The sequence below is a fragment of the Streptomyces sp. KR80 genome (assembly GCF_052245555.1).
In the GTDB taxonomy this organism is placed as follows: Bacteria; Actinomycetota; Actinomycetes; order Streptomycetales; family Streptomycetaceae; genus Streptomyces.
Genome location: NZ_JBQQCD010000002.1, coordinates 77,651 through 104,376 on the forward strand (window position 1 = coordinate 77,651; position 26,726 = coordinate 104,376).

General features: G+C 69.9%; 8 protein-coding genes and 1 pseudogene. 7 read left to right on the forward strand and 2 right to left on the reverse strand.

Annotation, left to right across the window (positions count from 1 at the left end; genetic code table 11):
- Positions 1-123: 123 nt before the first annotated feature.
- Both ACTWQI_RS03440 and ACTWQI_RS03445 read right to left on the reverse strand, forming a co-directional pair.
- Positions 124-1,161, reverse strand: coding sequence for an iron-siderophore ABC transporter substrate-binding protein (locus ACTWQI_RS03440; protein WP_443267286.1), 1,038 nt, complete (start codon positions 1,159-1,161; stop codon positions 124-126).
- Between the two features lie 96 nt (positions 1,162-1,257).
- Positions 1,258-2,616 (reverse strand): lysine N(6)-hydroxylase/L-ornithine N(5)-oxygenase family protein, encoded by a 1,359-nt coding sequence (locus tag ACTWQI_RS03445; protein WP_443267288.1) that lies wholly within the window; start codon positions 2,614-2,616, stop codon positions 1,258-1,260.
- Positions 2,617-2,858: 242 nt separating this feature from the next.
- Here ACTWQI_RS03445 and ACTWQI_RS03450 point away from each other — a divergent pair, with 242 nt between their 5' ends.
- The 7 genes and pseudogenes from ACTWQI_RS03450 (at position 2,859) to ACTWQI_RS03480 (ending at position 26,719) form a co-directional block, all read left to right on the forward strand.
- Positions 2,859-3,806: a methionyl-tRNA formyltransferase gene (locus ACTWQI_RS03450; protein ID WP_443267290.1), complete on the forward strand. Its 948-nt coding sequence runs from the start codon at positions 2,859-2,861 to the stop codon at positions 3,804-3,806.
- 30 nt (positions 3,807-3,836) lie between these two features.
- Positions 3,837-4,649, forward strand: coding sequence for a dimethylargininase (gene ddaH, locus ACTWQI_RS03455; protein WP_443267292.1), 813 nt, complete (start codon positions 3,837-3,839; stop codon positions 4,647-4,649).
- 59 nt (positions 4,650-4,708) lie between these two features.
- Positions 4,709-4,780, forward strand: a pseudogene (locus ACTWQI_RS03460) (transposase); the annotation flags it as partial.
- Positions 4,781-5,392: 612 nt separating this feature from the next.
- A complete protein-coding gene (locus tag ACTWQI_RS03465; protein WP_443267295.1) occupies positions 5,393-6,583 on the forward strand; it encodes an NAD(P)/FAD-dependent oxidoreductase in 1,191 nt (396 codons plus the stop codon).
- A 392-nt stretch (positions 6,584-6,975) separates the two neighbouring features.
- A complete protein-coding gene (locus ACTWQI_RS03470) occupies positions 6,976-8,154 on the forward strand; it encodes an aromatic ring-hydroxylating oxygenase subunit alpha (RefSeq protein WP_443267297.1) in 1,179 nt (392 codons plus the stop codon).
- Between the two features lie 2 nt (positions 8,155-8,156).
- Entirely contained in the window at positions 8,157-17,531 is a 9,375-nt protein-coding gene (locus tag ACTWQI_RS03475; RefSeq protein WP_443267298.1) for an amino acid adenylation domain-containing protein, read from the forward strand.
- Positions 17,528-26,719 (forward strand): SDR family NAD(P)-dependent oxidoreductase, encoded by a 9,192-nt coding sequence (locus tag ACTWQI_RS03480; protein WP_443267300.1) that lies wholly within the window; start codon positions 17,528-17,530, stop codon positions 26,717-26,719. Before ACTWQI_RS03475 ends, ACTWQI_RS03480 begins: the two co-directional genes overlap by 4 nt.
- Positions 26,720-26,726: the final 7 nt, after the last annotated feature.

The window sequence follows — 26,726 nt, forward strand, 5'->3', positions numbered from 1 at the left end:
GATCGTCTTGGCGTAGGACAGCACCATGTGCGGGCCTCGGCCCGCTCGACCGCCTGGTGCACGGAGGCGGCCAGGCGGTCGAGGTCGATGCTGCTGGGCAGCTCCGGGGAGCATGCGCTGCCGTTACTTGACGGCCTCGAGCATCGGCACCACCTCGTCGATGGCGTACGGGATGCTCAGCACGGTGTTGAACGACAGTGCGGCGCCGATGTCCGGGCTGTCGTACGGCAGGAACAGGTCCCGCTTGTCCTGACGGGCCTTCGTCTTCTTGTAGAGCGGGTCGGCCTTCAGGCTCTTCTCCGTCTCCGGCGTGCCCAGCCATACCGTCCGGTCGGCTTCCATCACGTCGAAGCGCTCAAAGCTGAAGTCGCCGACATTCTGCTTGCCCAGCGCCTTCTGATAGGCCTTCGAGGTGGTGAAGCCCATCTCGGTGAGGAAGATGACCTTCGGGTCCTTGGGCGAGAACGCGGAGTACTTGCCCGGCTCGTAGGGCTCGCCGACGGCGACGGTCTTCCCCTTCCACTCCGGGTGCTCCTTGCGGACCTCCGCGAAACGCGCGTCGATACCGCTGATCAGCTTCTCGGTCTCGGCCTCCTTGCCGAGAGCCTTGCCGATCTGCTGGGTCATCACCTTCCACGGCGCCTGGTAGTCCTCGTGACCCTTGGGCTGAGCGACGACCGGGGCGATCTTGGACAGGGTTTCATACTGCTCCTTCTTCATGCCCGAGTACTGAGCGATGATCAGGTCGGGCTTGAGGGCGGCGACCTTCTCCACGTTGTACTCGTCCCGCTCGCCCACGATCTGCGGCGGCGTGGAGCCCCACAGCTTCTTGGCCCACGGCCACTTGCCGTAGGGCTTCTCCTTGAACCAGTCGACCGCGCCGACCGGCTTGACCCCGAGCGCCAGCACCGCGTCCTGGTCGGACAGGCCGAGGGTGACCACCTTCTTCGGCTCTGCCTTGACCTCCGTGCTGCCGTACTTGTGCTCAACGGTGACGGGGAAGGCGTCGGCCTCGCTGTTCGCCTTGCCGGCGGACTTCGTCTCGTCCTGATTGACCTCGCTGCCACAGGCGGTCAGGGCCAACGCGGCGACGACGGCGACGGCCGCGCGCGGGAGTTGTCTGACGATGCTGGTCAGCGCCGGGCGTGAACCAATGGACACGGATCTTCCTTTCACGGGGGTTTCACAGTGCGCACCACGCCCGTCCAGGCAGCAGAAGTCCACCTGGACCGACGTGATCTGTGGGGGGCAGCTGGACTAGAGGGAAGAGCTGATCTCGTCGACGGCGTGCCGGATCTGGTCGGTGGCCGGCTCCCGGCCCCGGTCGACGACCGACTCGAGAATCTCGCCGACCCTGATCGCGATGTTCGACAGCAGGGACGAGGTGATGCCGTGGGTGTGTTCGGTACCGCCCTGCAGGTAGATCCCGCACCGCAGTTCGGGCGCCGTCGTGACGCGGTAGTCGCGCTCGACTCGGGGGCGGCCCGCTTCGTCACGGTGGCAGTACCCCTTGACCTCGCCGAGCAGGCCGAGGGCGTCGGCAGGCCGGTAGCCGGTGGCATAGATCACCACGTCGGCGTCCAGCGGGGTCTTCTCCCCGGTGACCAGCGACTCGACGGCGGTGTGCACGGTGTCCGGGGCCTCGGTGACATCGGTGAGCCTGGAGACGTTGAACATCCGCAGCCGTTCGGTGCCGAGCACCTTCTCCTGGTACATCCGCCGGTAGAGGTCGTCGATCAGCTCGATGTCCACCACGGAGTAGTTGGTGTTGCCGTGGTAGTCCATCAGCTTGCGCTTGATCTCGTCGGGGGCCGTGAAGTAGTCGTCGACCGCTGCGGGATCGAAGATCCGGTTGGCGAAGCCGCTGTCATCGGCGGGGCTGTAGCCGTAACGAGTGAAGACGGCGCAGACCTCGGCCTGGGGGAATCGCCGGTGCAGGAAGGCGACATTCTCCGCGGCGCTCTGTCCGGCGCCGACCACGACGAAGCGGGACGGCTCGGTGCCGTCCAGGCCGTCCACCCGTTCCAGTAGCTCGCTGTTGTGCCAGATCCGGTCCGTACGGGCGACGCCCTCGGGCATCTGCGGGCGCAGGCCCGTGCCGATCACGAGGTTGCGGGCCCGGTAGACCACCGGCTCCGAGGACGATCCCGTACGGGCCGTCACATCCAGGTACTCCACCACTCCGTCGCGCACCACAGGCCGCACGGCGACGACTTCGTGCCCGTAGGACACCATGTCGTCCACCTTGACCGCGGCCCACTCGAGGTAGTCGTGGAACTCGATCCGCAGCGGGAACAGGTTCTTGTGGTTGACGAAGTCGATCAGCCGCCCCTTGCTCTGCAGGTAGCTCAGGAAGCTGAATTCACTCGCCGGATTGCGCAGGGTCACCAGGTCCTTAAGGAAGGACACCTGCATCGTGGCGTCGTCGATCAGCATGCCGCGATGCCAGCCGAACCGTGGCTGGCGCTCCAGGAAGTGGGCCGTTACCGCCTCCTGCCTGCCGACGCGGGCGTTGTGCTCGCTGAGCGCTATCGCCATGGCCACATTGGACGGCCCGAAGCCGATTCCGATGAGGTCGTGGATCGGTGGTGCGTCGTCAGGAAGGGCCTGAGACATGTCACTCCCATCGTGCGGGGCAGCCGCTTGTCAGGCGTTTCGGAAAGTAGCGAGCAGGGCACGCCTAGGGATGACGGGCCGAGCTGAACTTAGGTGAAGCTAACCTAATCTCGCGCCGCTGTCGACCGCACAAAACGGGCAACTGATCAGTAATGCTCGGTAATAGTCCGCCGGTTGCGATTGTTAGGTAAGGCTTGCTTTACTTCTCCTCGATCGACATCCAGTCCTCGAGGAGGAAGCCCATGCGGGTCGTCATGTTCGGCTATCAGACCTGGGGCCATCGCACCCTGCAAGCGCTCCTGGACTCCGAGCACGACGTGACGATGGTGGTGACCCACCCCAAGAGCGAGCATGCGTACGAGAAGATCTGGAGCGACTCGGTCGCCGACCTCGCCGAGCAGCACGGGGTGCCCGTACTGATCCGCAACCGCCCCGATGACGACGAACTGTTCGCGCGGCTCGAGGAGGCCGAGCCGGACATCATCGTGGCCAACAACTGGCGGACCTGGATCCCGCCGCGCATCTTCAACCTCCCCCGCCATGGCACCCTCAACGTGCACGATTCGCTGCTGCCGGCCTACGCGGGCTTCTCCCCGCTGATCTGGGCCGTGATCAACGGTGAGCGCGAAGTGGGCGTCACCGCGCACATGATGGACGAGGTGCTCGACGCCGGTGACATCGTGCTTCAGCGCGCGGTGCCGGTCGGACCGACGGACACGGCCACGGACCTCTTCCACAAGACGGTCGACCTCATCGCCCCGGTCACCACCGGAGCGCTCGAGCTGATCGCTGCCGGGCGCACCGACTTCACCAAGCAGGACAGGTCCCGCGCGAGCTTCTTCCACAAGCGGTCCATCGAGGACAGCCGCATCGACTGGAACTGGCCCGCCGAGGACCTCGAGCGCCTGGTCCGGGCCCAGTCCGACCCGTATCCGAGCGCCTTCACCTTCCACAAGGGCAAGCGCCTGGAGATCGTGACCGCAGCCGTGTCCGAAGGCCGCTACGGCGGCACTCCAGGCCGGATTTTCTACCGCGAAGGCGATGGCGTGGTGATCGTCGCCGGAGCCGACGCCCGTACCGGCCGGAACCACGGACTGGCCATCAAGCGGGTGCGTACCGAGGACGGCCGCGAGATGCCCGCGACCGACTACTTCACCACGATGGGCGGCTACCTCACCAGCCGTCCCTGACCCTCAGACGATCAAGGGATTCAACACTCTATGCGTACAGCCCGGCCTCGGCACTACCTCATGTGCCGGCCCACCCACTTCGACGTGGTCTACTCCATCAACCCGTGGATGGACCCGCGGAAGCCCGTCGACACTCCGCTGGCCATCGCCCAGTGGGAGCAGTTGCGCGAGGTCTACCTGAGCCTCGGCCACACCGTCGACACGATCGATCCGCTGCCCGGCCTGCCCGACATGGTCTTCGCCGCCAACGGCGCCACGGTCGTCGACGGACGCGCGCTCGTGGCGCGCTTCCGCAACACCGAGCGCGTCGACGAAGGCCCGGCCTACCACGACTGGTTGCGCGCTCACGGCTTCCCCGAGCTGCGCACCGCCGAGTTCGTCAACGAGGGCGAGGGAGACTACCTCATCACCGGTGACTGGCTGCTCGCGGGCACCGGATTCCGCAGCGACCCGCGCTCGCACGCCGAGGCCCAGGAGTTCTTCGGACGACCGGTGATCAGCCTGACCCTCATCGATCCGAACTACTACCACCTGGACACCGCGCTGGCCGTCCTCAACGAGAACACCATCGCCTACTATCCGGGAGCCTTCTCCCCCGGCAGTCGCGCCGTTCTGCAGCGGCTGTTCCCGGACGCCCTCGTCGCCACCGACGCCGACGCCGCGGTCTTCGGACTCAACGCGACCTCCGACGGCTACAACGTCGTGCTGCCGCACAACGCGACGGACCTCGCGGCGAAGTTGAGCACCCGAGGCTTCAACCCGGTCGGCGTCGACCTGTCGGAACTGCTCAAGGCCGGCGGAAGCGTGAAGTGCTGCACGCTGGAGCTGCGTTCGGCCGGCTAGACCGTTTCGTTGGAGTGTTCACCGCGCTGATGGCCCAGGCCGATGCCGATGAGGACCTGGACTGGGTGGTCGCGGTGGACTCCACGATCGTGCGTGCCCACCAGCACGCGGCCGGGGCCCGCAAGAAGGGGCCCCGGCCGGCGAGCCGGACGACCATGCATGCAGCGGTCCTTGAACGAATGCCCCCGCCACTCCGCGTCCACTCCCAGGGAGCTCAGAAGATCTCCGAGAACGTCGGCGATTTCCACCGCGCCATCGCGCCGCAGGTCGTTCAGGTCGACATACAGGTCCGGGGATTGGCGGGATCCTTCATGGAACTTCACAGGTTATTTCTTCTGAGAAATACGAGGGCCGAGACCGGACGCGCCGTGAGTGGAACGGACGCTTTCCCTTTTGCGTACTCCATGTATGTCGAGCGCCCACCTTCCCTCACTAAGGGTGGCCGATTACCGGCCGCGCGAGAATGTGACGCAAGGCACATCCTGACCCTCTTCTGACGAGACAAAAGCCGCATTAGGTCGGGAAGTGCTGGCGGAAGTAATGATTCAGGCAACACAACCCCGATGGCTGTACATTGCCGGGGAATTACCGGCGCTTGACCTTCATCAGCAGGCATTCGTAGCCTCTTCGGCATAGCTCGCACCGCTGGCCGACGGTGCGTCAGCCTCAAGCTGATTTTCACGGGGGATCACATGTACGACGTCATTGTTGTGGGTGCTCGCTGCGCCGGATCGCCGCTTGCGATGCTCCTGGCGCGACAGGGATACCGTGTTCTCGTAGTGGATCGTGACTCTTTCCCCAGCGACACGGTTTCGACTCACTACATTCACCAGGCGGGCCTCCTGCGGCTCCAGGACTGGGGCCTCCTCGACGAGGTCATAGCCGCGAAGACCCCGGCGCTCCGGAAGATGCACTACTCGTACCGGGGAATCGATCTCAACGGGTTCGCCGACCCCGTCGACGGCATCGACGCCGTGTACTGCCCGCGCCGCATCGTGCTCGACGAGATCCTGGTCAACGCGGCTCGCAGGGCCGGCGCCGAGGTCATCGAGGGGTTCACCGTATCCGACCTGATCTACTCCGACGGCCGCGTGACGGGTATCCGCGGACGCGAGGGGGACGGGCCGGAGCAGGAGTTCCGTGCGTCCCTGGTCGTCGGCGCCGACGGCTTCCACTCCACGGTCGCCAAGAAGGTCGGCGCGGAGCTGTACAACGTGCGCCCCGCCGCCGGCTTCATCTACTACTCGTACTACAGCGGTCTGGACTGGGGCCTGCACCACAAGACCGGGTTCAACGAGCAGTGGTTCGGCGCCTGGCCGACGAACGACGGTCTGACCATGCTGGCCGTCATCTGCACCCGGCGCCAGCTCAAGGAGTTCCGGCAGAACGTGGAGGCCCGATTCCAGGGCGTCTTCGACGACGTGTCCCCGGACATGGGCGTACAGCTGCGCGAACAGGGCAAGCGCGAGGAAGACTTCAAGCCCATGCGCTACCCGGACAACTACTACCGCCGCGCCCACGGGCCCGGTTGGGCCCTCGTGGGCGACGCCGGGTACCACAAAGACCCCTACACCGGGTGGGGCATCACCGACGCCTTCCTCCACGGCGAGCTCCTCGCCGACCGCATCCACCAGGGTCTGTCCGGCGAGCGGCCGATGGAGGATGCGCTGGCCGAGTACAACAAGGTGCGTGACGAGGAGAGCGCGGGCGTCTACGACTTCACCACCACGCTCGGCGAACTCACCGAACTCCCGCCGTTCTTCGAGGCGACGATGAGCGCCATGAGCGCGACCCAGGAGTGGACCAACAAGATGCTCGGCCTGATCGCCGGAGTCGTCGAGGACCATGAGATCTACTCGCCGGAAGCCCTCGAGCGTCTCTACGACGACGCGGGAGTGCCGCAGGAGAAGCGGATCTACGACCCGGCCGGCTGAGCCCGCCGGCGCTGCGGGACAGCGGCGTTCGCAACGCCCAAGTGCCGTGCCGTCGCCAGGGTCTTGCGCACCCCGCTCCGTACGGGATGCGGGCCCTCACCGTCGGCCGCCCGGACAGCGTGGCGCCCTGGAGGTCTGCCGCAGCATCCCCTCGGCAGTCATGGCTCAGTCGAACCGCAGTCACTCCACAGTCGTTCCCGTCACTCCCCGGGCCTTGGGTGGGCCTTCGCCGTATCCCGCGGTGCGGAGAGCCGCTGCGCCGGTGCCTCGGCCGCGGCACCCGTACGTGCCCCCGAGCATCAAGCGCTCCGGATCTCCGCCCCGTGGCCCCGGGTCCATCGGCACTCCGCCACCGCATTCCATGCACCTCACCCCATGAGGGAGCCCAGCAGATGACGCGCGCGTCCAGCATGTTCGATCTCATCAGTGAGCAGGACGAGGAAAGGCCCTACTTCGAGACAGGCGGTATCGGCAGATCACACGAGTTCTACACCGGCGAGGAGCAGTACCGGCGGGAGATGTCCCGCATCTACGGCCGGCGATGGCTCCCGGTGGACCACGTGTCCCGGCTGAAGGAGAAGGGCGCCTACAGCACCCTGAACATCGGCACCGGCTCCGTCCTGATCATCCACGGGGATGACGGGATCCAGGCGTACCACAACTACTGCCGGCACCGGGGCTACAAGCTCGTGGAGGAGGCCACCGGCAAGCGGCAGAGCCTGGTCTGCCTCTACCACTGCTGGGTGTACGACCGCAACGGCAAGCTCAAGAGCCTCAACGGCACTTACTTCGACCACTTCTTCGAGAAGGAGAAGAACGGGCTGCTGCCCGTACGCACCGAGATCCGCCACGGGGTCGTGTTCATCACCTTCTCCGACGACGCCCCGGACCTCGACGCGTCCCTGGGCGAGTTCGGTGAGTTCGCGCGCGTCTACGAGCTCGCCGAACTGGAGTGCGTCCAGGCGAAGGACTATCCGGTCGCCTCGAACTGGAAGTTCGTCGCGCACAACGTCAACGAGAGTCTGCACTTCCCCACGGCGCACAAAGACCTCCACCGCATCACCGACTTCGACGACGCGGGCACCTACGACCTGAAGGGCGACATCGTCGGGGCCTGGCAGTCGATCCGCAGCGGTTACAACTCCGTCTCCATGACGGGGCGCAGCCGGCGCGCACCGATGCCGCTCGTGCCCGACGCGGACCGACAGAAGATCAATTGGATCACGATCCTGCCCAACCTGCTGTTCGGGTTCACCGGCGACTACGTGATGATGCAGTGGGTCTGGCCCGAGAGCCCCGGCACCTGCTTCGTCCGGCACTTCTGGCTCTTCCACCCCTCGGAGACCGCCAAGAGCGACTTCTCCCACGAGGCCGTGTTCGCGCTGTGGGACAAGGCGAACTACGAGGACTGGGAGATGTGCGAGCGCACGCACCGCGGTCTGTCGAACCCGATGTGGACCCCCGGACAGCTCTCCCTCGACGAGGAAGTCGTCTCCCAGATCGACGCCTGGGTCGCCGCCGAGACCACGGACACCGTGGACAGTGCGGCGGCCTCGGAGGCCAAGGGGTGAGCATGGCGACCAACTGCTTCATCATGGGCGGAACCCGGGTCCTCACCCAGTGCGCCGCGCAGCTCGTCGACGCGGGCATGCGGATCGAAGGGATCTTCAGCGACGACCCGGCCGTGGCTGCGTGGGCGGGCGAACACGCCATTCCCGTGCTCGACCCGCACGGCGACCTGTCGGCCACGCTCTCGGAGCGGCAGTTCGACTACCTCTTCAGCATGGTCAACTTCCGGATCCTTCCCGGTGAGGTCCTCGATCTGCCCAAGATCGCCGCGATCAACTTCCACGACGGTCCCCTGCCCCGGTACTCCGGCAGCCACGTCCCGGCCTGGGCGCTGTACGAGGGCGCGACGCGGCACGCGGCGACCTGGCACCGGATGACGGAGGCGGTGGATGCCGGAAGCGTGCTGCTGGAGCGCTGGTTTCCCGTCCGTGAGCACTCCACCGCCCTGTCGCTGACGTACGAGACGGCCGAGGTCGGGATCGAGCTCTTCGCCGACCTCGTGCCGCACCTGGTGGCGGGGACCCTGCCCGAACCGGTGGACACGAGCGACCGCGAGCGGCGGTTCTACCGACGGTCCGCCCGCATGGCGTCCGGCGGGCTGATCCACGCCGGCACCTCGGCCGCGGAGGCCGAGCGGATCTCCAAGGCTCTGGACTACGGCTCCTTCCCGAACCCGCTCGGGGTGCCGACCCTCATCACCGAACAGGGCGCGGTCTTCACCCGGCAGGTCAGGCTCATCCCCCGGGACGAGCCCCGCACCGAGACCACCGTGCTGTCGGTGACCACGTCTGCGCTGACCCTGTCCGCCCCGGACGCGGACCTCGTCCTGAGCGACTGCGCCGCCGTCGACGGGAGTGCGCTCAGCGGCCAGGCTGCCGCACAGCGCCTGGGCATCACCCAGGGGGCACCGCTGCCCGCGGTCTCGGCTGAGCGGCTGGCGGCCATCGCCGCCGCTCAGAAGCCGCTACGGGCGCACGAGCCGTGGTGGCGGGAGCGGCTGCAGGAGGTGCGCCCCGCCCCGCTGCCCGCCGATGACTTCTCCGCCGCTTCGGCGCACTACGGCCGTTACGAGCTGGCGTTCGCGCCCGGGTCGCGCGAGGAGGCGGTCGAGGTCATCCGCGCCTTCCTCGAAGTCGTGGCCGAGCGCGCGGGAGAGCGCACCTTCGACTTCGCCTGGTCGCCGTCGGCCGCGCGCGTACTCGCGGAGGAGACGCATGGCATCGCCGCCGCACGCTTCCCCGTGCGGTTCGACGGCGACAGCACCCGGTCACTGCAGGACAAGCTGGACGAAGTGGCTGCCCGGAAGGGCTACGCCGGCGACCTTGAAGTCCGCATCGGCCTGGCAGGACGTCCGCTGGGCTCCGAGGAGCCGACGTTCACCCGGGTCATGGTCATTGAGCGGCTCGCGGGCGAGGAGGCGTCCGCCGAACCGCACACCGAGATCGCGTTGCTGTGCCTGCAGGACGGTCCCCCCACGGTCTTCGTACGGGAGACCGCAATGGGGTCGGACGAGGCGCTGGCTTTCACCGAGCGGGTCGAGGACGTCGCCCTGACAGCGCTGCTCCACGGGGAGGGCGTGCTGCCCGCCGCGCAGCCGGACATCTCCGCCGCCGCGCCGCCAACGGCAGGTGACGGGCACCCCGTTCCGGCGGTTCCTGCGGAGGCTGTCGAGGCCGAGACCGAGGCAGGAGCCGAGGCCGGGGCAGAGGCCGAGACCGAGGCGGAGACAGGGACGGGAACCGCGACGGAGGAACCCGTCGGCAGGACCGTACTGGACCTGATCGCCGCCACGGTCGCCGAGACGCCCGGAGCCACCGCTGTCCGCAGCGGTGACCGCACGCTGGACTACGCCGGCCTGGACGCCTGGGCGGACGCGATCGCCGCTCGCCTGCACGACCAGGGCATCGAACCCGGATCGGTGGTCGGTCTGCTGGTGGACCGGGGCATTGATCTGATCCCCGCCATGCTCGGCATCCTGCGGACCGGTGCGGCCTTCCTGCCGTTGGACCCGGGGTATCCGGTGGAGCGGCTGCATCGGTACGTGGAAGTCTCGCAGTGCGACCTGGTCGTCACCGACGCGCGCACCCACGCCCTGGGCGAGTCGCTGGGCGACGCCCTGCGCGTGCCCGGGTCGGACGGCTCGGCGCAGGCGGTGCCGCCGCGGGTCGGCGCTTCGGATCTGGCCTACATGCTGTTCACCAGCGGGTCGACGGGCGACCCCAAGGGCGTGGAGGTCGAGCACGGAGCGCTGGCGAACTTCCTCGCCGGGATCGGCGAATGCCTGGGCTCCTCGGCCGACGACGTCATGCTCGCGCACACGACCGTGGCCTTCGACATCTCCCTGCTGGAGCTGCTCCTCCCGCTGACGGTCGGCGCGACGGTCGTCCTGGCTTCCCGTGAGGTGGCCCGCGACCCGCATCGACTGGCCGAGCTGACCGGCGAGGTGACCGTCGCCCAGGCGACGCCGAGCATGTGGCGCCTCCTGCTGGGCACGGTTTGGACTCCGCACGCGGAGCTCACCGTTCTATCGGGCGGCGAGGCCCTGCCCCCGGCAACCGCCGAGCGTTTGCACGCGTCGGCGCGCGATCTGTGGAACCTGTACGGGCCGACCGAGGCGACCATCTGGGCCTCGTGCCACCACGTCACTTCCGTGGGCTCGTTCCTGCCCTTGGGCGAGCCCCTCCCGAACTTGGAACTGCACATCCTGGACGCGCAGTTGGAGCCGTGCGCCCCGGGTACGACGGGCGAGCTCCACATCTCCGGCGCCGGGCTCGCACGTGGTTACGCGGGCCGCCCGGACCTCACGGCGGACGTCTTCACCGTCCACCCCGTCACCGGCGTACGTCTGTACCGGACCGGTGACGAGGTACGGCTCCACGCCGATGGGGCCATCGAGTGGCTCGGCCGCGCCGACGCCCAGGTGAAGGTGCGCGGCAACCGTATCGAGCCCGCGGAGATCGAGCGGGTGCTGGAGCGGTTCAGCGGCATCACGGCGGCCGTGGTCGTCGCGGCGCGGTTCGAGGGCCGCGGTGAACCCCGGCTGACCGCCTACCTGGTCGGCGACGCCACGCCGACCAAGTCCCAACTGGACGACTTCGTGGGCAACTCGCTGCCCGGCTACATGGTGCCCGACGCCTACGTGCGCGTCGACGCCCTGCCGCTGACCGACAACGGCAAGGTCGCGCGGGCCCGGCTGCCACTGCCGACCCGGGACAACATCATCCGCTCCACCGCCGTGTCCGCCGAGGCAGCCGCGGAGCCGACGCGCGCGGAGGCACCGGCAGAGCCGACGGGCGCCACCGTGACCGACATGACCGCGGGAGCACTGGCGGAGTCGATCGCGCGGGTCTTCGCAGCCACGGTGGGGCACCCCAGCTTCGATGCGAACGCCAACTTCTTTGATCTCGGCGGCGATTCGGCCAACGTCACGATCGCCGCAGTGCAGCTCAGCCGTGAGCTGGGCGCGAAGATCACCGCTCCGGCGATCTTCGCCACCGGAACCCCGGCCAAGCTGGCCCGGCTGCTGAGCGACGAGGGCCTGGTGCAGATCACCGACACCGAGACGGAAGGTTCCGAAGCGGAAGCCGCCATGGCGCAAGACGCCGTATCCGTACCGGAACCGTCGGAAGAGGAGAAGCGGCCGGTGCCGGTCGCCACGGCAGCGGCGACGCCGACGGACACCCGGCCCGAGCCGCCGCGGCGGGGAGCCGCCGACGGTTCCCTGGCCGTCATAGGTATGGCGTGCCGATTCCCCGGAGCCACCACACCGGACGAATTCTGGCTCAATCTCGTCAACGGCGTCTCCAGCGTGGGGCATACCCCGACCGGGAAGCGCGGCTGGGACCACCTCTGGACCGACGCCGACGAGGTTCTGACGGGCTGGGTCGACGGAGTCGAGTTCTTCGACGCCGCACGCTTCGGCCTCACGGACCGCGAGGCACGACGACTGGACCCCCTGCAGCGGATCCTGCTCAGCGTGACGGCGGAGGCGCTGGAGAGCTGTGGCTACGACCACGCGTCGCTCGGTGCCGACACCGGGGTTTTCATCGGCACCATCGCGAGCGACTTCCCGGAGCTGGTGGCGATGAGCATCGGCCACGGCGACCCACACGTGGCGACGGGCACTGCCATGTCCATGGTCGCCAACCGGCTGTCGCACGTCTTCGACTGGTCGGGACCGAGTTACGCCGTCGACACGGCATGCTCGTCGTCCCTCGTCGCACTGCACCAGGCGGCCATGCACCTGCGATCGGGCGACGTTGACGCCGCCGTGGTCGGGGCGGCGAACCTGGTGCTGACCCCGGCCAAGACGCGCTCCTTCGCGCGCAACGGCATGCTGTCCCCCCAGGGGGTGTGCCGGACCTTCGACGAGGCGGCCGACGGTTACGTACGCGGAGAGGGCTGCGGCGTCGTCGTCCTCAAGCGGCTCGCCGACGCCGAACGCGACGGTGACCCCGTCCTCGCCGTGGTCCGCGGCACCGCCGTCAACCACACCGGGGGAAGTGCCGGCTTCCTGACGGCGCCCAGCAGGCCGGCGCAGGAAGCGGTACTGCGCAAGGCGCTGGCGGCGTCCGGGATCTCCGCGGGCGACATCGGCTACGTCGAGGCGCACGGCACCGGCACGCAGCTCGGCGACCTCATCGAACTCGAAGCCCTGCACACGGTCCTGGGCGAGACGGCCGGGCGGCCGGTCGCTGTGGGATCGGTGAAGACGAACATCGGCCACTTGGAACCCGCCGCGGGCATCGCCGGACTGATCAAGACGATTCTTGCCCTCCAAGCGGGATGCATCCCGCCCTCCCTCAACTTCAGCACTCCGAACAAGTCCTTCGACTTCGAAGGCTCGCCCCTGTTCGTCGCCGACCAGCTGCTGCCGTGGGCCGGTCGGCGAGTCGCCGGGGTCAGCAGCTTCGGCTTCGGCGGCGCCAACGCCCATGTGGTGGTCGAGGCGGGCACCGGCGCAGTACCCGACGCCACGGACACGGGGCCGCGCCTGGTAGCCCTTTCGGCCGGATCGGACGCGGCGCTGTGCACCCTGGCGCACCGGCTCGTCCTGATGCTGCGCTCCCCGTACTGCCCGTCCTTGACATCGCTGAGTGAGGCCAGCCGGCAGCTTCCCGCGGCGACTCACCGTCTGGCCTGCGTGGTGGACAGCGTCGAGCAACTCGACGACAAGTTACGGCTGTTCCTGGCCGGCGTGGACGACACCCGTTCCCTCTGCATGGGGGTGGCTCCCGAGACCGAGCGTACAAAGGCGGCGCCCATCGCCGCCGGAGCGAGCCGGGAGGCGCTCGACGCGGCGGCACGGAAGTTCGTCGCCGGCGCGGACCTACCCGCCGGGCAGCGGCGTGCCGGCGTACGCTTCCCGACCGCGCCGCACGACGAGAAGTACCTCTGGCTGGAGCCCGCCGAAACGCCGAAGCCCGTGAGCGCGCCGCACGGCGACGCCCCGGTCGGCGATGCCGTAGCCGGTCGTACGACGAGCTCGTGGACGGAGCACCCGGAGGCCGCGGAGCACGTGGTCCTCGGCAAACCGACCCTCCCCGGGGCCGCGTACCCCGGCAAGGTGGCCGAGCTCATCGGCCGGGACCGGTTCGGCCTGCGTGACATGACCTTCCGGGTGGCCGTCGAGACTCCCGCGACGCTCTCTGCCGAGCGCGACGGAGCCGCGGTTTCGTTCCGCGACGGCACCGGCACCCTCGTCTGCACCGCCGAGGTGACCGGTCCCGAGCAGCCGGTGCTCGCCGCACCGGTGTCCGGCGACGGTTTCACCGCCGTGGAGCTCGACGCGATGTACCGCGCCTTCGAACGCGACGGACTCAGCTACGGCGCCGGTTTCCGGACCGTTGCCTCGCTGTCCGCCGCGCCGGGGCAGGCGATGGGCGTGCTGCGGGGCGAGGTGGCTCCCCTCGGTGTGGTGGACGCCCGGCTCCTCGACGGCGCGTTCCAGGTCGCCCTCGCCGCCTGCGGCGCAGAGGGACTGTACGTGCCCTTCGCCATCGAGCGGCTCACCGTCCTCGGCCGCCTTCCCGGCACCGCCCGCGTGTACGCCCGGCGCGAGCGGGACACCGGGCCGGACTCCGGTCTGCTGACCGCGAGCCTGGTGATCCTCGACGACGACGAACCGGTGCTGGAGGCTCGCGGGATCACCTGGAAGCGGCTCTCGTCGGCGCCGCCGACCGGAACACCGCGGTCCGGGGCGACGCAGGACGTCCGTACCCCTCAGCCCGCAACCCCAGGGGTCGCCGCGCGCAACGGTCACCGTCCCGCCGCGGGGACCGGCCCCGCGGGCGGCCTCGACGTTGCCCTGGCCCAATGGGTGGCGGACGCCTTGGAGTTGGACGTCGACGACCTCGAACCGGATCGCCCGTTACAGGAGCAGGGGCTCGATTCGATGCTCGCCGTCTCGCTGGCACAGGACATCCGGGCGAAGCTCGACGTCGACATCCCGGTGACGCTGGTTCTGGAGGTCGGTACGGTCGACCGGCTGGCCGCCGAGCTGCGTGACGAGTACGGGGTCACGGCCGCCCCAGCCGACGCCGCACCCTCCGCGAGTGGTGTCCAGAACGCCTCGGTGCCCGAGCAGCAGTCGGTCTCGGTCACCGGCGCGCATGCGGGACCGACGACGGACGGCGGGACCGCAGTCGTGGCTCCGACGTCGACGGACTCGCCGGCTCCCGGCGAGCCCGTCGAGGCGGCGGCCACGGACCTCCACGACATCGCCGTCGTCGGCTTCGACGGAGTCTTCCCGAACGCCGAGAACACCACGGAGCTGTGGCGGGTTCTCCTGGCGGGCGAGGACTGCCTGCGTGAAGTACCCGCGTCACGCTGGGACATCGACGCGTACTACGCCACGGACGGCAAGCCCGGCACCGTGTACCTCAGGCGTGCCGGCTTCGTCGAAGGGCTGAACGACTTCGACGCCGGGTTCTTCCGGCTGTCGCCCGCCGAAGCGCAGTGGATCGACCCCCAGCAGCGCCACCTCGTCCAGTCCGCCTGGCGCGCCCTGGAGGACGCCGGCCTCGCGGAAAAGCCGCAGCGGTCCACGGGCGTGTTCGTAGGCGCCAGCTACCAGCACTACCGCGACATCGTCGTCGGCGACGTCGTGCAGACGGCGGCAGGCCTGGGCAACCACAACGCGATCCTTGCCAATCGGCTGAGTTACTTCCTGGACCTGCACGGGCCGAGCATGACGATCGACACGCTGTGCTCGTCGTCCCTGGTCGCCTTGCACACGGCGGTGGGCAGTATCCGCGACGGTGAGTGCGAGCAGGCCATCGTCGCCGGCGTGCACATGGGGATGTCACCGCAGTACTTCCAACTGGGCTCACGACTCAGGTCGTTCTCGCCTTCGGGTGCGTCGCGGGCGTTCGACGCGGACGCGGACGGGTTCGTGCCCGGCGAGGGCGTGGTCACGGTCGTGATCAAACCCCTGAAGGCGGCACTGCGCGACGGCGACCGGATACGAGCCGTGATCAAAGGCACCGCGGTCAACCACGGCGGCCGCACCAGCGGCCTGACCGTGCCCAACAGCACAGCCCAACACGAGGTGATCACGGCTGCGTTGGGGGATGCGGGGGTTTCGCCCGAGACGATCCAGCTGGTGGAAGCGCATGGCACGGGGACGAGTCTGGGTGACCCCATCGAGATCGAGGGACTGACCCGCGCCTGGCGCCAGCACACCAGCCGCTCCCAGTACTGCGCCATCGGATCCCTCAAAACCAACATCGGCCATCTGGAACCGGCCGCGGGCCTGGCCGGGCTGGTCAAGGTCCTGCTGGCGATGGAACACAACCAGATTCCCCCGACCCTCCACGTCACCCGCCCCAACAACCACATCCACTTCGAGAACACCCCCTTCTACCTCGCCGACCGGCCCCAACCCTGGCCCCACACCAACCACCCCCGCCGAGCCGCCATCAGCGCCTTCGGCATGGGCGGTGTCAACGCCCACGTCATCATCGAAGAACCACCCGCCACACCCACCCGCACACACCTGCCGCAGGACAGCCACATCCTGCGCATCACCGCCGCCGACGAACCTGCTCTACATACCCTGGCCGCCGCCTACGCCGACCAGCTGGCCGGCACGCCAGAGGATCGGCTGGGGGACTTCGCCTATACGGCCAACACCGGCCGCGCCGCCCAGCGGTACCGCGCGGCGGTTCATGGCGCGACCGGCCAGGAGCTGGCTGCCGGGCTGAATGACATCGCAACCGGGAGTGTCGCGCCCAGCCGACAGAGCAGCAAACCCACTGTCAGTGCCTTCCTGTTCACCGGGCAGGGCTCGCAGTATCCGGGCATGGGCCACGGCCTCTACACCACCGAACCTCACTTCCGTCAGGCGATGCACGAGTGCGCGGAGCTCCTGGCCCCTCACAGCGACATCCCTCTGCTGGATCTGCTTTACGGTGACGCCCAGCACCTGCTCGATCAGACCCAGTACGCCCAGGTCGGCATCGTCAGCGTTCAGGTGGCCCTGGTGCGCTATCTGGAGGCCGTCGGCGTCCGGCCGGATGCTGTTGCCGGGCACAGTCTGGGCGAACTCACCGCCGCGTGGACGGCCGGCGTCCTCACCCTCCCCGACCTCCTACGCCTGACCGCCCTGCGCGGCCAGCTCATGCAAGCCCAGCCCACCACCGGCGCCATGGCCGTGGTCCATACCGACACCGACACCCTCACCGCTGCCTTGCAGGCCTATCCGGATGTCGAGGTCGCCGCCTACAACGCGCCCCGCATCCACACCATCACCGGCCCTGCTCAGGCGGTCAGCGACTTCTGCCGGCACACGACCCACCACACCCAACCCCTGACCGTCAGCCATGCTTTCCACTCCGCTGCCATGGACGGGGCCGTTGCGCCGTTCGCCGACGCCGTGGCCCTCACCGCCCTCACACCACCTGCCATCGCCTTCGCCACCACCCTCACCGGCACCTGGCACACCCCCGCCACCGCGACCGATCCCGATCACTGGGCCCGGGCCGTCCGGCGGCCGGTCCGCTTCGCCCAAGCCCTCTCCAGCCTCAACGACACCAATCCGCACACCGTTTGGGAGATCGGACCGCACCCCCAGCTGACCCCGCTCGCCCGAGCCACCCTTGCCCACCCCCATCCGATCTTGATCCGTACCCTCCACCGCGATCGCAACGACCAGAGCCAGCTCCACACCGCCCTGGCCACCCACCACAACCACACCAGCACCGAGCTGAACTGGACCAACCTCCACCACGGCAAACACCACCGCACCACCACCATCCCCAGCTACCGCTTCAACCGACAGGAGCTGGCCGCGCCGCCTGCTCGCCGCCGCACCGTGGCGAGTGCTGCCGGCCACCCACTGTTCGACCGTCACTACGAGCACCAGAGCGAGGGACAGTGACGCACCGGACCGAGACCTACGAGAAGACGTTCGCGGGGCACGAACCCTTCATCGCTCAGCACCGCTCCGCCGGAACCGGGCTGCTGCCCGCCTCTGTGCAGATGGAGATGGCGATGGTGGGCGTCGCCCAGCGCCGGCCGTTCGCCCCGCTGGAGCTCACCGATGTGGCCTTCCTGAGGCCCCTCACCATCGCCGACGACGCAGCGGCGGCCGTCCGGCTCGACGTGGCCTTCGGGCCTCAGACGCGCTTCGAGCTGAGCACCGTGGTGGCGGGCGACCGCAAACCGCTGTCCACCGGTACCGGCGAGCTGCTCGCGAGCGACACCCCGCCCCGCACCGACTGGCAACTGACTGGCTTACGGACGATCACCTCGGAGGAGCTGTACGAGAGCTGGTCGCGCGAGGGTCTGCAGTACGGGCCCGACTTCCGTACCGTTCACGAACTTGCCGTCGGGGACGGCGTTGCGCGGGCCACTCTGCGTACCGATGCCGAGCCCATGCCGTGGTACTCCCATCCCCTCCTGGTGGACGGCGTGTTCCAGGTAGTGAGTTGTGCGCTCCAGGACCTCACGGGAGCAGCCGGTCCGCTCCCCATGCTGCCGATCGGCGTCGCTCGCGTCGCGCTCTTCGCGGACCTGTCGGCTCTGGCGGCCGGTGCAACCGTCCTGGTGCGCCGTACCGGCGTCGAAGGCGCGTACTCGACCGCGGATGCCCTGCTGCTGGGGCCGTCGGGGGAAGTCGCCGCGGAGTTCAGCGGCATACGCATGCGCCGCACGGCCCCATCGGGACCGGCTGCCCAGGCGTCGCGGCAAGCCCCGCAGCCGGTCTCACGGATCGAATGGCGGCAAGCGCCCGCACCCGGTCGGCGGCGAGAGCCGGCGACGGGCACATGGGTGGTCCTGCACGACGGCGGCACCGGCAGCCTCGGCGAGCGCACGGCCCGAGAGCTGCGCGCCGAGGGCGCCCGCGTGGTGGAGGTCGGCGTCGGCGCGTCCCGCACACGCACCGAGGACCGGGATCACCGGGCGCTGCCGTACCCGGACGAGAGCGCATTCCGACAGCTCTGGGAGGCGGTCGGCGACCCGATCGCGGGTGTGGTGCACCTGTGGAACAGTGGCGACGCGCACAACGTACGGGCGGCAGAGCCGGAACTCCGCGTCGGCCTGTACGGATGCCTCGCTGCCCTGAAGACGCTCGGTGAGCAGCAGCGGAAGTCCCGCTTCTTCGTGGCGACCCGGGCCGCGCAGCCGGTGGCGGACGACGACGTGCCCGTCCCCGCACGCGCCGCCCTGTGGGGCTTCGTGCGCACCGCGGCCATCGAGTACCCGGGCCTCCGCCCGCGGCTGGTAGACCTCGACGACGCTTCCGGCGACGCGCTCGTGGCGGAGCTCGGCGACGGCCCCACGGAGGTCGGCTACCGGCAGGGCGTGCGCCATGAGCCCGTCCGCGTACGTGACCGGTCGGTCCATTCCGGAGCGCAGCCCATCAGGAGGGGCGGCCGTTACCTCATCCTGGGCGGGCACGGTGGGCTTGGCCTGGAGGTCGCCGACCGGTTCGCGGAGGAAGGCGCCGGCGTCGTCGCTCTCGTCAGCCGGTCCGGCGCAACAGGCGCCGACCAGGACCGGTTGGCCGCGATCGGAGCGCGAGGGTGCTCCATCGCCTCGTACAGTGCGGACGTCACCGCCCCCGGCGAACTGGCGGCCGTGGTCGAACGCGTCCGCGGAGAATTCGGCGACCTGCACGGTGTGGTCCACGCGGCCGGCACCCTCAAGGACGGACTGATCCGCACCACCACCGTGGAGGACATCGCCGCGGTGATGCGGCCCAAGGCCGACGGCGTCCACGAGCTGGCCGCCGCCGTCGCCGGACTGGACCTGGACTTCGCCGTACTGTTCGCGTCGGTCTCCGGCACGTTCGGCAACCTCGGGCAAGGGGGGTACGCCGCCGCCAACGCCTACCTCGACGCCTTCGCGCATGCGCGCGGTAAGCCGTGGCTGAGCGTCGACTGGGGTCTGTGGGGCGAAGTCGGCATGGGAACGGATGTCGCGGAACAGTTGCGGCGCCGCGGCGTCCGGCCCCTGGGCACGGCGGAGGCCCTGGACGCCCTGATCGCGGTGCTGGGCGGGGACGCGCGCCAAGTGGTCATCGCACACCCCGACGACTCGGACTCCATCGCCGAGACCGACGCAGACGGCGTGCATGCCGAGGGGGCCCGGGAACGCGTCGAGGACGAGTTGGAGCGCTTCCTTTCGGAGCGCCTGGGCGTCACCGCCTTCGACCGCGGTATACCTCTGGCGGACTACGGCATGAGCTCGATCATGAGCGTCGAGCTGTCGGAGGACCTGTCCCGCAGATGGAGCATCCACCTCCCGGCCACGCTCTTCCTGGAGTACGGGGACTTCACGGAGCTCGCGCAGGCGCTGACCGACCGATACGGAGCGGCCACCGCCATCGCCGTACCGGCTCCGGACGCGCCCGCTCCGGACGCCCCTGGTCCGGACGGATCGGCTCCGTCCGGCCCGGCTCCGCGCGAGTCTCAGGATGCGGAGAAGTCCCGGGAGCCGCAGCCGGTGGCTGCCTCCGGCGGCCGACCACGACGAGCAGGCGCCGCCCGCGGCAAGGACGTGGCGGTGGTCGCCGTATCGGGCGATCTGCCCGGAGCCACCGACCTGGCGGACCTGTGGCCCCTGCTCCGCTCCGGCGGGCACGCGTTCACCGAGATTCCGGCCGAACGCTGGGACATCGACGCCCACTTCGAGAGGCGCGGTCCCCACATGAAGGGCACCTACTGCCGTACGGGCGCCTTCGTCACCGACATCGACCGCTTCGACCCCGCGTTCTTCGGCATCTCGGTACGCGAGGCCGAGGAGATGGACGCGCAGCAGAAGCTGCTGCTGGAGCACGCCTGGGCGGTGAGGGACGACAGCGGTCTCGCCGACCGCCGCGACATCGGCGTCTTCGTCGGCGCCACGTACACGCATCATCGCGACGCCCAGGGACTGGAGACCGTCGGACCGCACACCGCGCTCGGGTCCATGAACGCCGTGCTGGCCAACCGCATCTCATACGCACTGGACCTGACGGGCCCTTCGCAGACGGTCGACACCCTGTGCTCGTCGTCCCTCGTCGCCATCCAGCAAGCGGTCGCCGCTCTGCGGGCGGGGCACTGCGGCGCAGCGATCGTGGCGGCCTGCCACGTCGGGCTCACCCCTTGGTACTACCGCAGCCTGAGCCAGCTCGGTGCCCTGTCCGAGACCAGGCCGCGCCCTTTCGACGACCGGGCCGACGGCTTCGTCCCGGGTGAGGGCGCGGTGGCCGTGATGCTGAAGCGCCTCGAGGACGCCGAGCGGGACGGGGACCGGATCTGGGGCGTCATTCGCGGCACGGCAGTCAATCACGGGGGCCGCGGCAGCGCCCTGCCCGTACCCCGCAGTGAGGCGCAGGCCGCGGTCATCCGTGCGGCGCTGGACGACGCCGACGTGGCCCCGGCGGACATCTCCCTGATCGAGACGCACGGCACGGCGACCCAGCTGGGCGACCCGATCGAGATCGCCGCGCTGACCGAGGTGTTCGGTGACGACCCGGCCCGCCCCGACCCGTGCCGCATAGGCTCCGTCAAGGCCAACATCGGGCACCTGGAGCCGGCCAGCGGGCTCGCCGGTCTGGTGAAGGTCCTGCTGTGCCTGCGGCACCGGGAGATCCCGCCCCTCGCGGGGTTCGAGACCCCCGGCGCGCACCTCGACCTCTCCTCCGGGCCCTTCGCGATCCCGACCGAGCCGGAGCCGTGGCCGTCCGACGGACCCCGTCGTGCGGGAGTCAGTGCCTTCGGCATGGGCGGGACCAACGCACACATCGTCGTGGAGGAGTACGAGGAGTACGGCGCCGACCCGTCCACCGAGGACGGCCGTCCGCCCGCCGCACTGGGTGAGCACCTCTTGGTCCTGTCCGCACACACACCGGACGGCCTGGTCCGGCGCATGGCGGACGTCCACCGACTGCTGCAGCGGGAAACGCCGTCTGGCCTGAGCGCGCTGTGCTACTCGACCGCCGTCGGACGCGACCACCAGCCGTACCGGGTCGCGATCCTGGGGTCTACGGCCGACGAGCTGAGCGCCGGGCTGTCGCTGGCGCTGCGTACAGGGGACGGTGCACATGGGTCCGTCGTGCGCGGCGGAACGGTCCTGGAGATTGGGGCGTCCACGGCCGACGACGCGTTCATCGAGCGCTTGGCGCCGTACACCTCCCTCACCGCCGAGCGGATCGCGGCGCGACTGCGCGTCCCGGAGAACCGGGTGAGCACCGGCCTGGCCTTCCTCCACGTCAACGGCGCGACCGTCGAGTGGCGCAAGGTGTACGACGGCGTGCCGGTCCGGCGTATCACGCTGCCGCCCTACCCGTTCCGGGGGCATCCGGCCCGTGTCGAGGGCGATGCGGACGGCCGGGCCGTGGGACATGCGGAGCAAGCGGAGGACGTGGCCGAGATCGTCACACGGTTATCGCGAGTCCATCGGGTCCTCGGTGAGGAGACCGTGCCGGGGGCGCTGCCGGTGGCTCTCGGGCTCCGGAGGGCCGACATCCTGCGGCGGATCACGTTCACAGGACGGGGGACGGGACTCCATCCCCTCACCAGCGACCTGGACGATCCCGCCCGTACGGGGCCGGTCACGTTCCGGCACGGCGACCGGGTCATCGCCCGTCTTGAGGTGGGTACCCCGGACGAGCCGCCGGCCGGAGCGCCCGGTGAACCGGACATCGACGCTCAGCGCGCCGGCCTCGGCCGGACGTTGGAACCGGCCGGCCTCTACGCCTGGTTCGCGGCCAAGGGAATGGACTTCTCCGCACCGCTGCGGTCCATCGCCGAAGTGCACTACGGACCTGGCCGCGTGCTCGCGCGGGTCGGCGGCTCGGCCGACAACCACCCGCTGGAACGCGCGGTGGTGGCACTCGACGCCGCCCTGCAGAGCATGGCCGTCCTGACCTTGGCAGACCCGGGCGCTGCGTCGGCGACATACCTGCCGGTCTCCATCGGGCGGGCCGTGCGGTGGGGCGACCCGGCGCTGACGGCCTTCGTGCTGCTGGAAGCGGGCGAATCCGAGACCGACGGCGCGCGGCGCGGCGACGCGACCCTGTTCTCCGCCGACGGCCGGGTTCTGGTCCGGCTCGAGGACGTCGAGTACCGGACGGTGACGGGCCCGGGCGCACCCGACGCGGCCGACGAGCCCTCGCATCCCGTGGCCGATGAGCCCTCGCCGACGCGCGTGTCCGGTCCCGCCCCGCGCGGAGGCGGGGTCGCGGCGGCGGAAGCCGCGGTCGTCGCACTTGTGCGGAACGCGTTCCACGACCCGAGCATCACGCCGACCACCTCGTTGTCCGCAGTGGGGCTCGACTCCATGCTGGCGACGGCCATCGCAGCCGACATCGAGGAGACGTACGGGGTCAGGCTGAGCCCCACGGACGTCCTGGACGCGGCGGACTGCCGCACCTTGGCCGCGCACGTGGCCGAGCAGGCCGCCGAGGGAGTGTTCGCACCGGCCGCCGACGAGCAGCCCGCCGATGCACAGCTCAATGCGCAGGCCGCCGATGAGCGGACTGACGATGAACGGACTGACGAGCAGGCCGATGCCCGAGGCCAGGTGGCCGCCCTCGGCGCGCCCGCGGATGCTCCTGAGGTCGTGGCGGGATCGCGGGACATGGCCGTCGTCGGCCTCGCCCTCGCGCTCCCCGGCGCCCCGGACGCAGCTGAGCTGTGGTCGCTGCTCTCACGCGGAGGCACGGGAATCCGCCCGGCGCCGTCCCACCGCTGGGGTGGGTACGCCAACGGGCACGAGCCCGACGTCGGGGGGTTCCTCGACAACGTCGAGGAGTTCGACGCCCGGTTCTTCGACTTCTTCCCGAAGCAGGCCGACGTGCTCGACCCTCAGGTGCGCTGGCTGCTGCGGACGACCTGGGAGGCGCTGGAGTCGGCCGGCCTTCCGCCGCGCCAACTGCCCTCCTCCACGGGCGTGTTCGTGGGCGCCAGCTACCAGCACTACAAGGACTACAACATCGCGCCGGAACTGGACGCCCCCAGCGGTCTGGGGAATCACAACGCGTTCCTCGCCAATCGGGTGAGCTACTTCCTGGACGTGCACGGGCCGAGCATGACGATCGACACGCTGTGCTCGTCGTCCCTGGTCGCGCTGCACACGGCGGTGCGCAGCATCCGCGACGGCGAGTGCGAGCAGGCCATCGTCGCCGGCGTCCGGGTTGCGATGTCGCCGCTGCACTACATCGCGATGAAGAACCTGCGGGCCCTGTCGCCTTCGGGTGCGTCGCGGGCGTTCGACGCGGACGCGGACGGGTTCGTGCCCGGCGAGGGCGTGGTCACGGTCGTGATCAAACCCCTGAAGGCGGCGCTGCAGGACGGCGACCGGATACGAGCCGTGATCAAAGGCACCGCGGTCAACCACGGCGGCCGCACCAGCGGCCTGACCGTGCCCAACAGCACAGCCCAACACGAGGTGATCACGGCTGCGTTGCAGGACGCAGGCGCTTCGCCCGACACCATCGAGCTCGTCGAGGCCCACGGTACCGGCACCAGCCTCGGCGACCCCATCGAGATCGACGGACTGACCCGCGCCTGGCGCCAGCACACCAGCCGCTCCCAGTACTGCGCCATCGGATCCCTCAAAACCAACATCGGCCATCTCGAACCAGCAGCAGGCCTGGCCGGACTGGTCAAAGCTCTCCTGGCCATGGAACACGATCAGATCCCCCCGACTCTTCATGTCACCCGCCCGAATGACCACATCCGCTTCGAGGACACACCGTTCTACCTGGCCGACCAGCCCCGGCCCTGGCCCCGCACCAGCCACCCCCGCCGAGCCGCCATCAGCGCCTTCGGCATGGGCGGCGTCAACGCCCACGTCATCGTGGAGGAACCACCCGCAGTGGGCGTCCGTACGCCGCTGGACCAAGACAGCCACATCCTGCGCGTCACCGCTGCCGACGAACCCGCCCTGCGCACCCTCGCCGCCGCCTACGCCGACCGGTTCGACACATCACGCGACGACTGGGAGACCGCCGACCTCTGCCACACGGCCAACGTCGGCCGCTCCCTGCTGGAGTTCCAGTCCGCTGTACACGGACGTACCGCCGCCGACATCGCCACGGCGCTGCGCTCCGTCGCCGCCGGCAGCGTTCCGGTCGCCCGCGTCGACATCGACCTGACGGCCGAGAAGGCCGCGAGCGGCACCGCGCCGGCTGAGGCACCGCACCGTCACAGCGCGATCGTGGACATGGTGAGGTCCGGGTACGCACACGTCGACTGGGCCTCGCTCTCCGCTCCGGGGGCGCGTATCACGGACCTTCCGACGTATCCGTTCGCCCGGGGGACGTACTGGCACATGCACCGAGCCGCGGCGTCGGGTCCGACGCAGGCGGGCCCCGAGGCCTTCCGCGTGGAGTGGGGCGTCCGGGAACTGCCGCCCGCCTCCTCGGCGGAGCCCGCCGCGGTGCGCCTCGTCACCGCGGAGCCCGCCATGAGGGACGCGCTGACGGCCGCTCTCCGTGACCGGGGAGTGCTCGTCGTGAAGTCCAGGCAGCGGACCGACGCGGTCATCGTGGTCGACGCGCCGAGCCCTCGGGCCGACGAGCCGCTCGACTTGAGCGGGTTCTGGGCCGAGCTGAGCAGCCTCGTGAAGGAGCTGCCCCCGCGCGGGAAACTGCTCTGGGCGGGACGCCAGGGCGCGGCCGTGCACCCCGAGGAGCGCGGGAGCCTGCGCCCCGAAGCCGCCGCCATGGCCACAGCCGTACAGGCCGCCTGCGCCGAGAGCCGGAAGTCCGCCGCGGTCGTCCACCTGGACCCGGCCGACACAGCCGACGTCCAGGCCCGGCAGATCGCCGCGGAGTACTCGGCCCTGCGCCTGGGCCCCGACGGTGCAGACGCAGGTACGGGTACGGGCTCCGGTACGGTCGCGGCCTACCGGCGAGGCGTCAGGTACGTGCCGGAAACGGTGGCCGCACCGCCCGGCCCGCCCTACGAGATATCCACCGACGGGTACTACCTGGTGACCGGCGGACTGGGCGCCGTCGGAAAACTCCTGACCGAGCGTCTGATCGACCGGGGAGCGGGGCGCATCGGCGTCGTCGGGCGGTCCGTAATCGATGTCGCCCACTCCGCCACCCTGCAGGAGCTGGCACGCCGGGCCGAGGTCGCATACCTACCCTGCGACGTGTCGGACGCGTCGGCTCTCACGGCTGCGGCCCGGGAGTTGGAGAGCCGCTGGGGACGGCTCCTCGGCATCGTGCACTCCTCCGGCGGGGTCAACCCGTTCGGCGCGATGCACCGCCGGCCCTGGAGCGACGCCGCCAGGGTGATCGCGCCGAAGGTCTCGGGCTCGCTGAACGTCGTACGGCTGGCGAAGGAGCAGGGCGCCGACTTCGCCGTCCTGGTGTCCTCGATCGCCGGTGCACAGGCCGGGGCCGGCCGAGGTCTGGTCGACTACAGCCTGGCCAACGCCTACCAGCTGGCCCTGGCCGAGCGCGAGAGCGACACCGCCACCACCGTCACGGCGCACGCGTGGCCCAACTGGTCGGGCATCGGCATGGAGGCGGACGCGTCCTTCTCCGCCGCGCACTCGATCAGTGCCGACCAGGCGCTGGACGGGTTCCTCGACCACGTGCGGTCGGGCGGTGCCGTGATCTTCCCGGGAAGCGCACCTGCGGCTGCGCCCGAGGTTCCCGCCGAGCCCGCCGTATCCCGTACGACCGCGCCGACGAGTACCGCGGAACCGACCGGCTCCGCGGCGCCCGGTACCGCGGCGGAGATCCGCAGCGTGATTCCCACGCCGACGCCCGCCGGGCAGGACACCGCGGCGATGCGTGCGCGGGTGAGGGACGCCTTCGTCCATGTGCTCGGCGAGGACCCCGGCGATCGCCCGCTCCAGGGTCTGGGGCTCGACTCCTTGGTCATCGCCGAACTGGCCACGGCCCTTGAACAGCGCAGCGGCCTCACCGTCGATCCGTCGCTCCTGATGCGGGCGCGTACGGCCGATGACATCGCGGACGGACTCGCTGTGACCGCCCCGGCCGGGCCTTCGGCCCCCGAGGTGCCTGTCCCGGCCGAGCACCCCGCCTCTGACGACGTACGCACCTCGGCGCTGAGCGCGCTGCTGCGTCCTCTGCTCACCCTTGACGGGGACCGGTGACGCCATG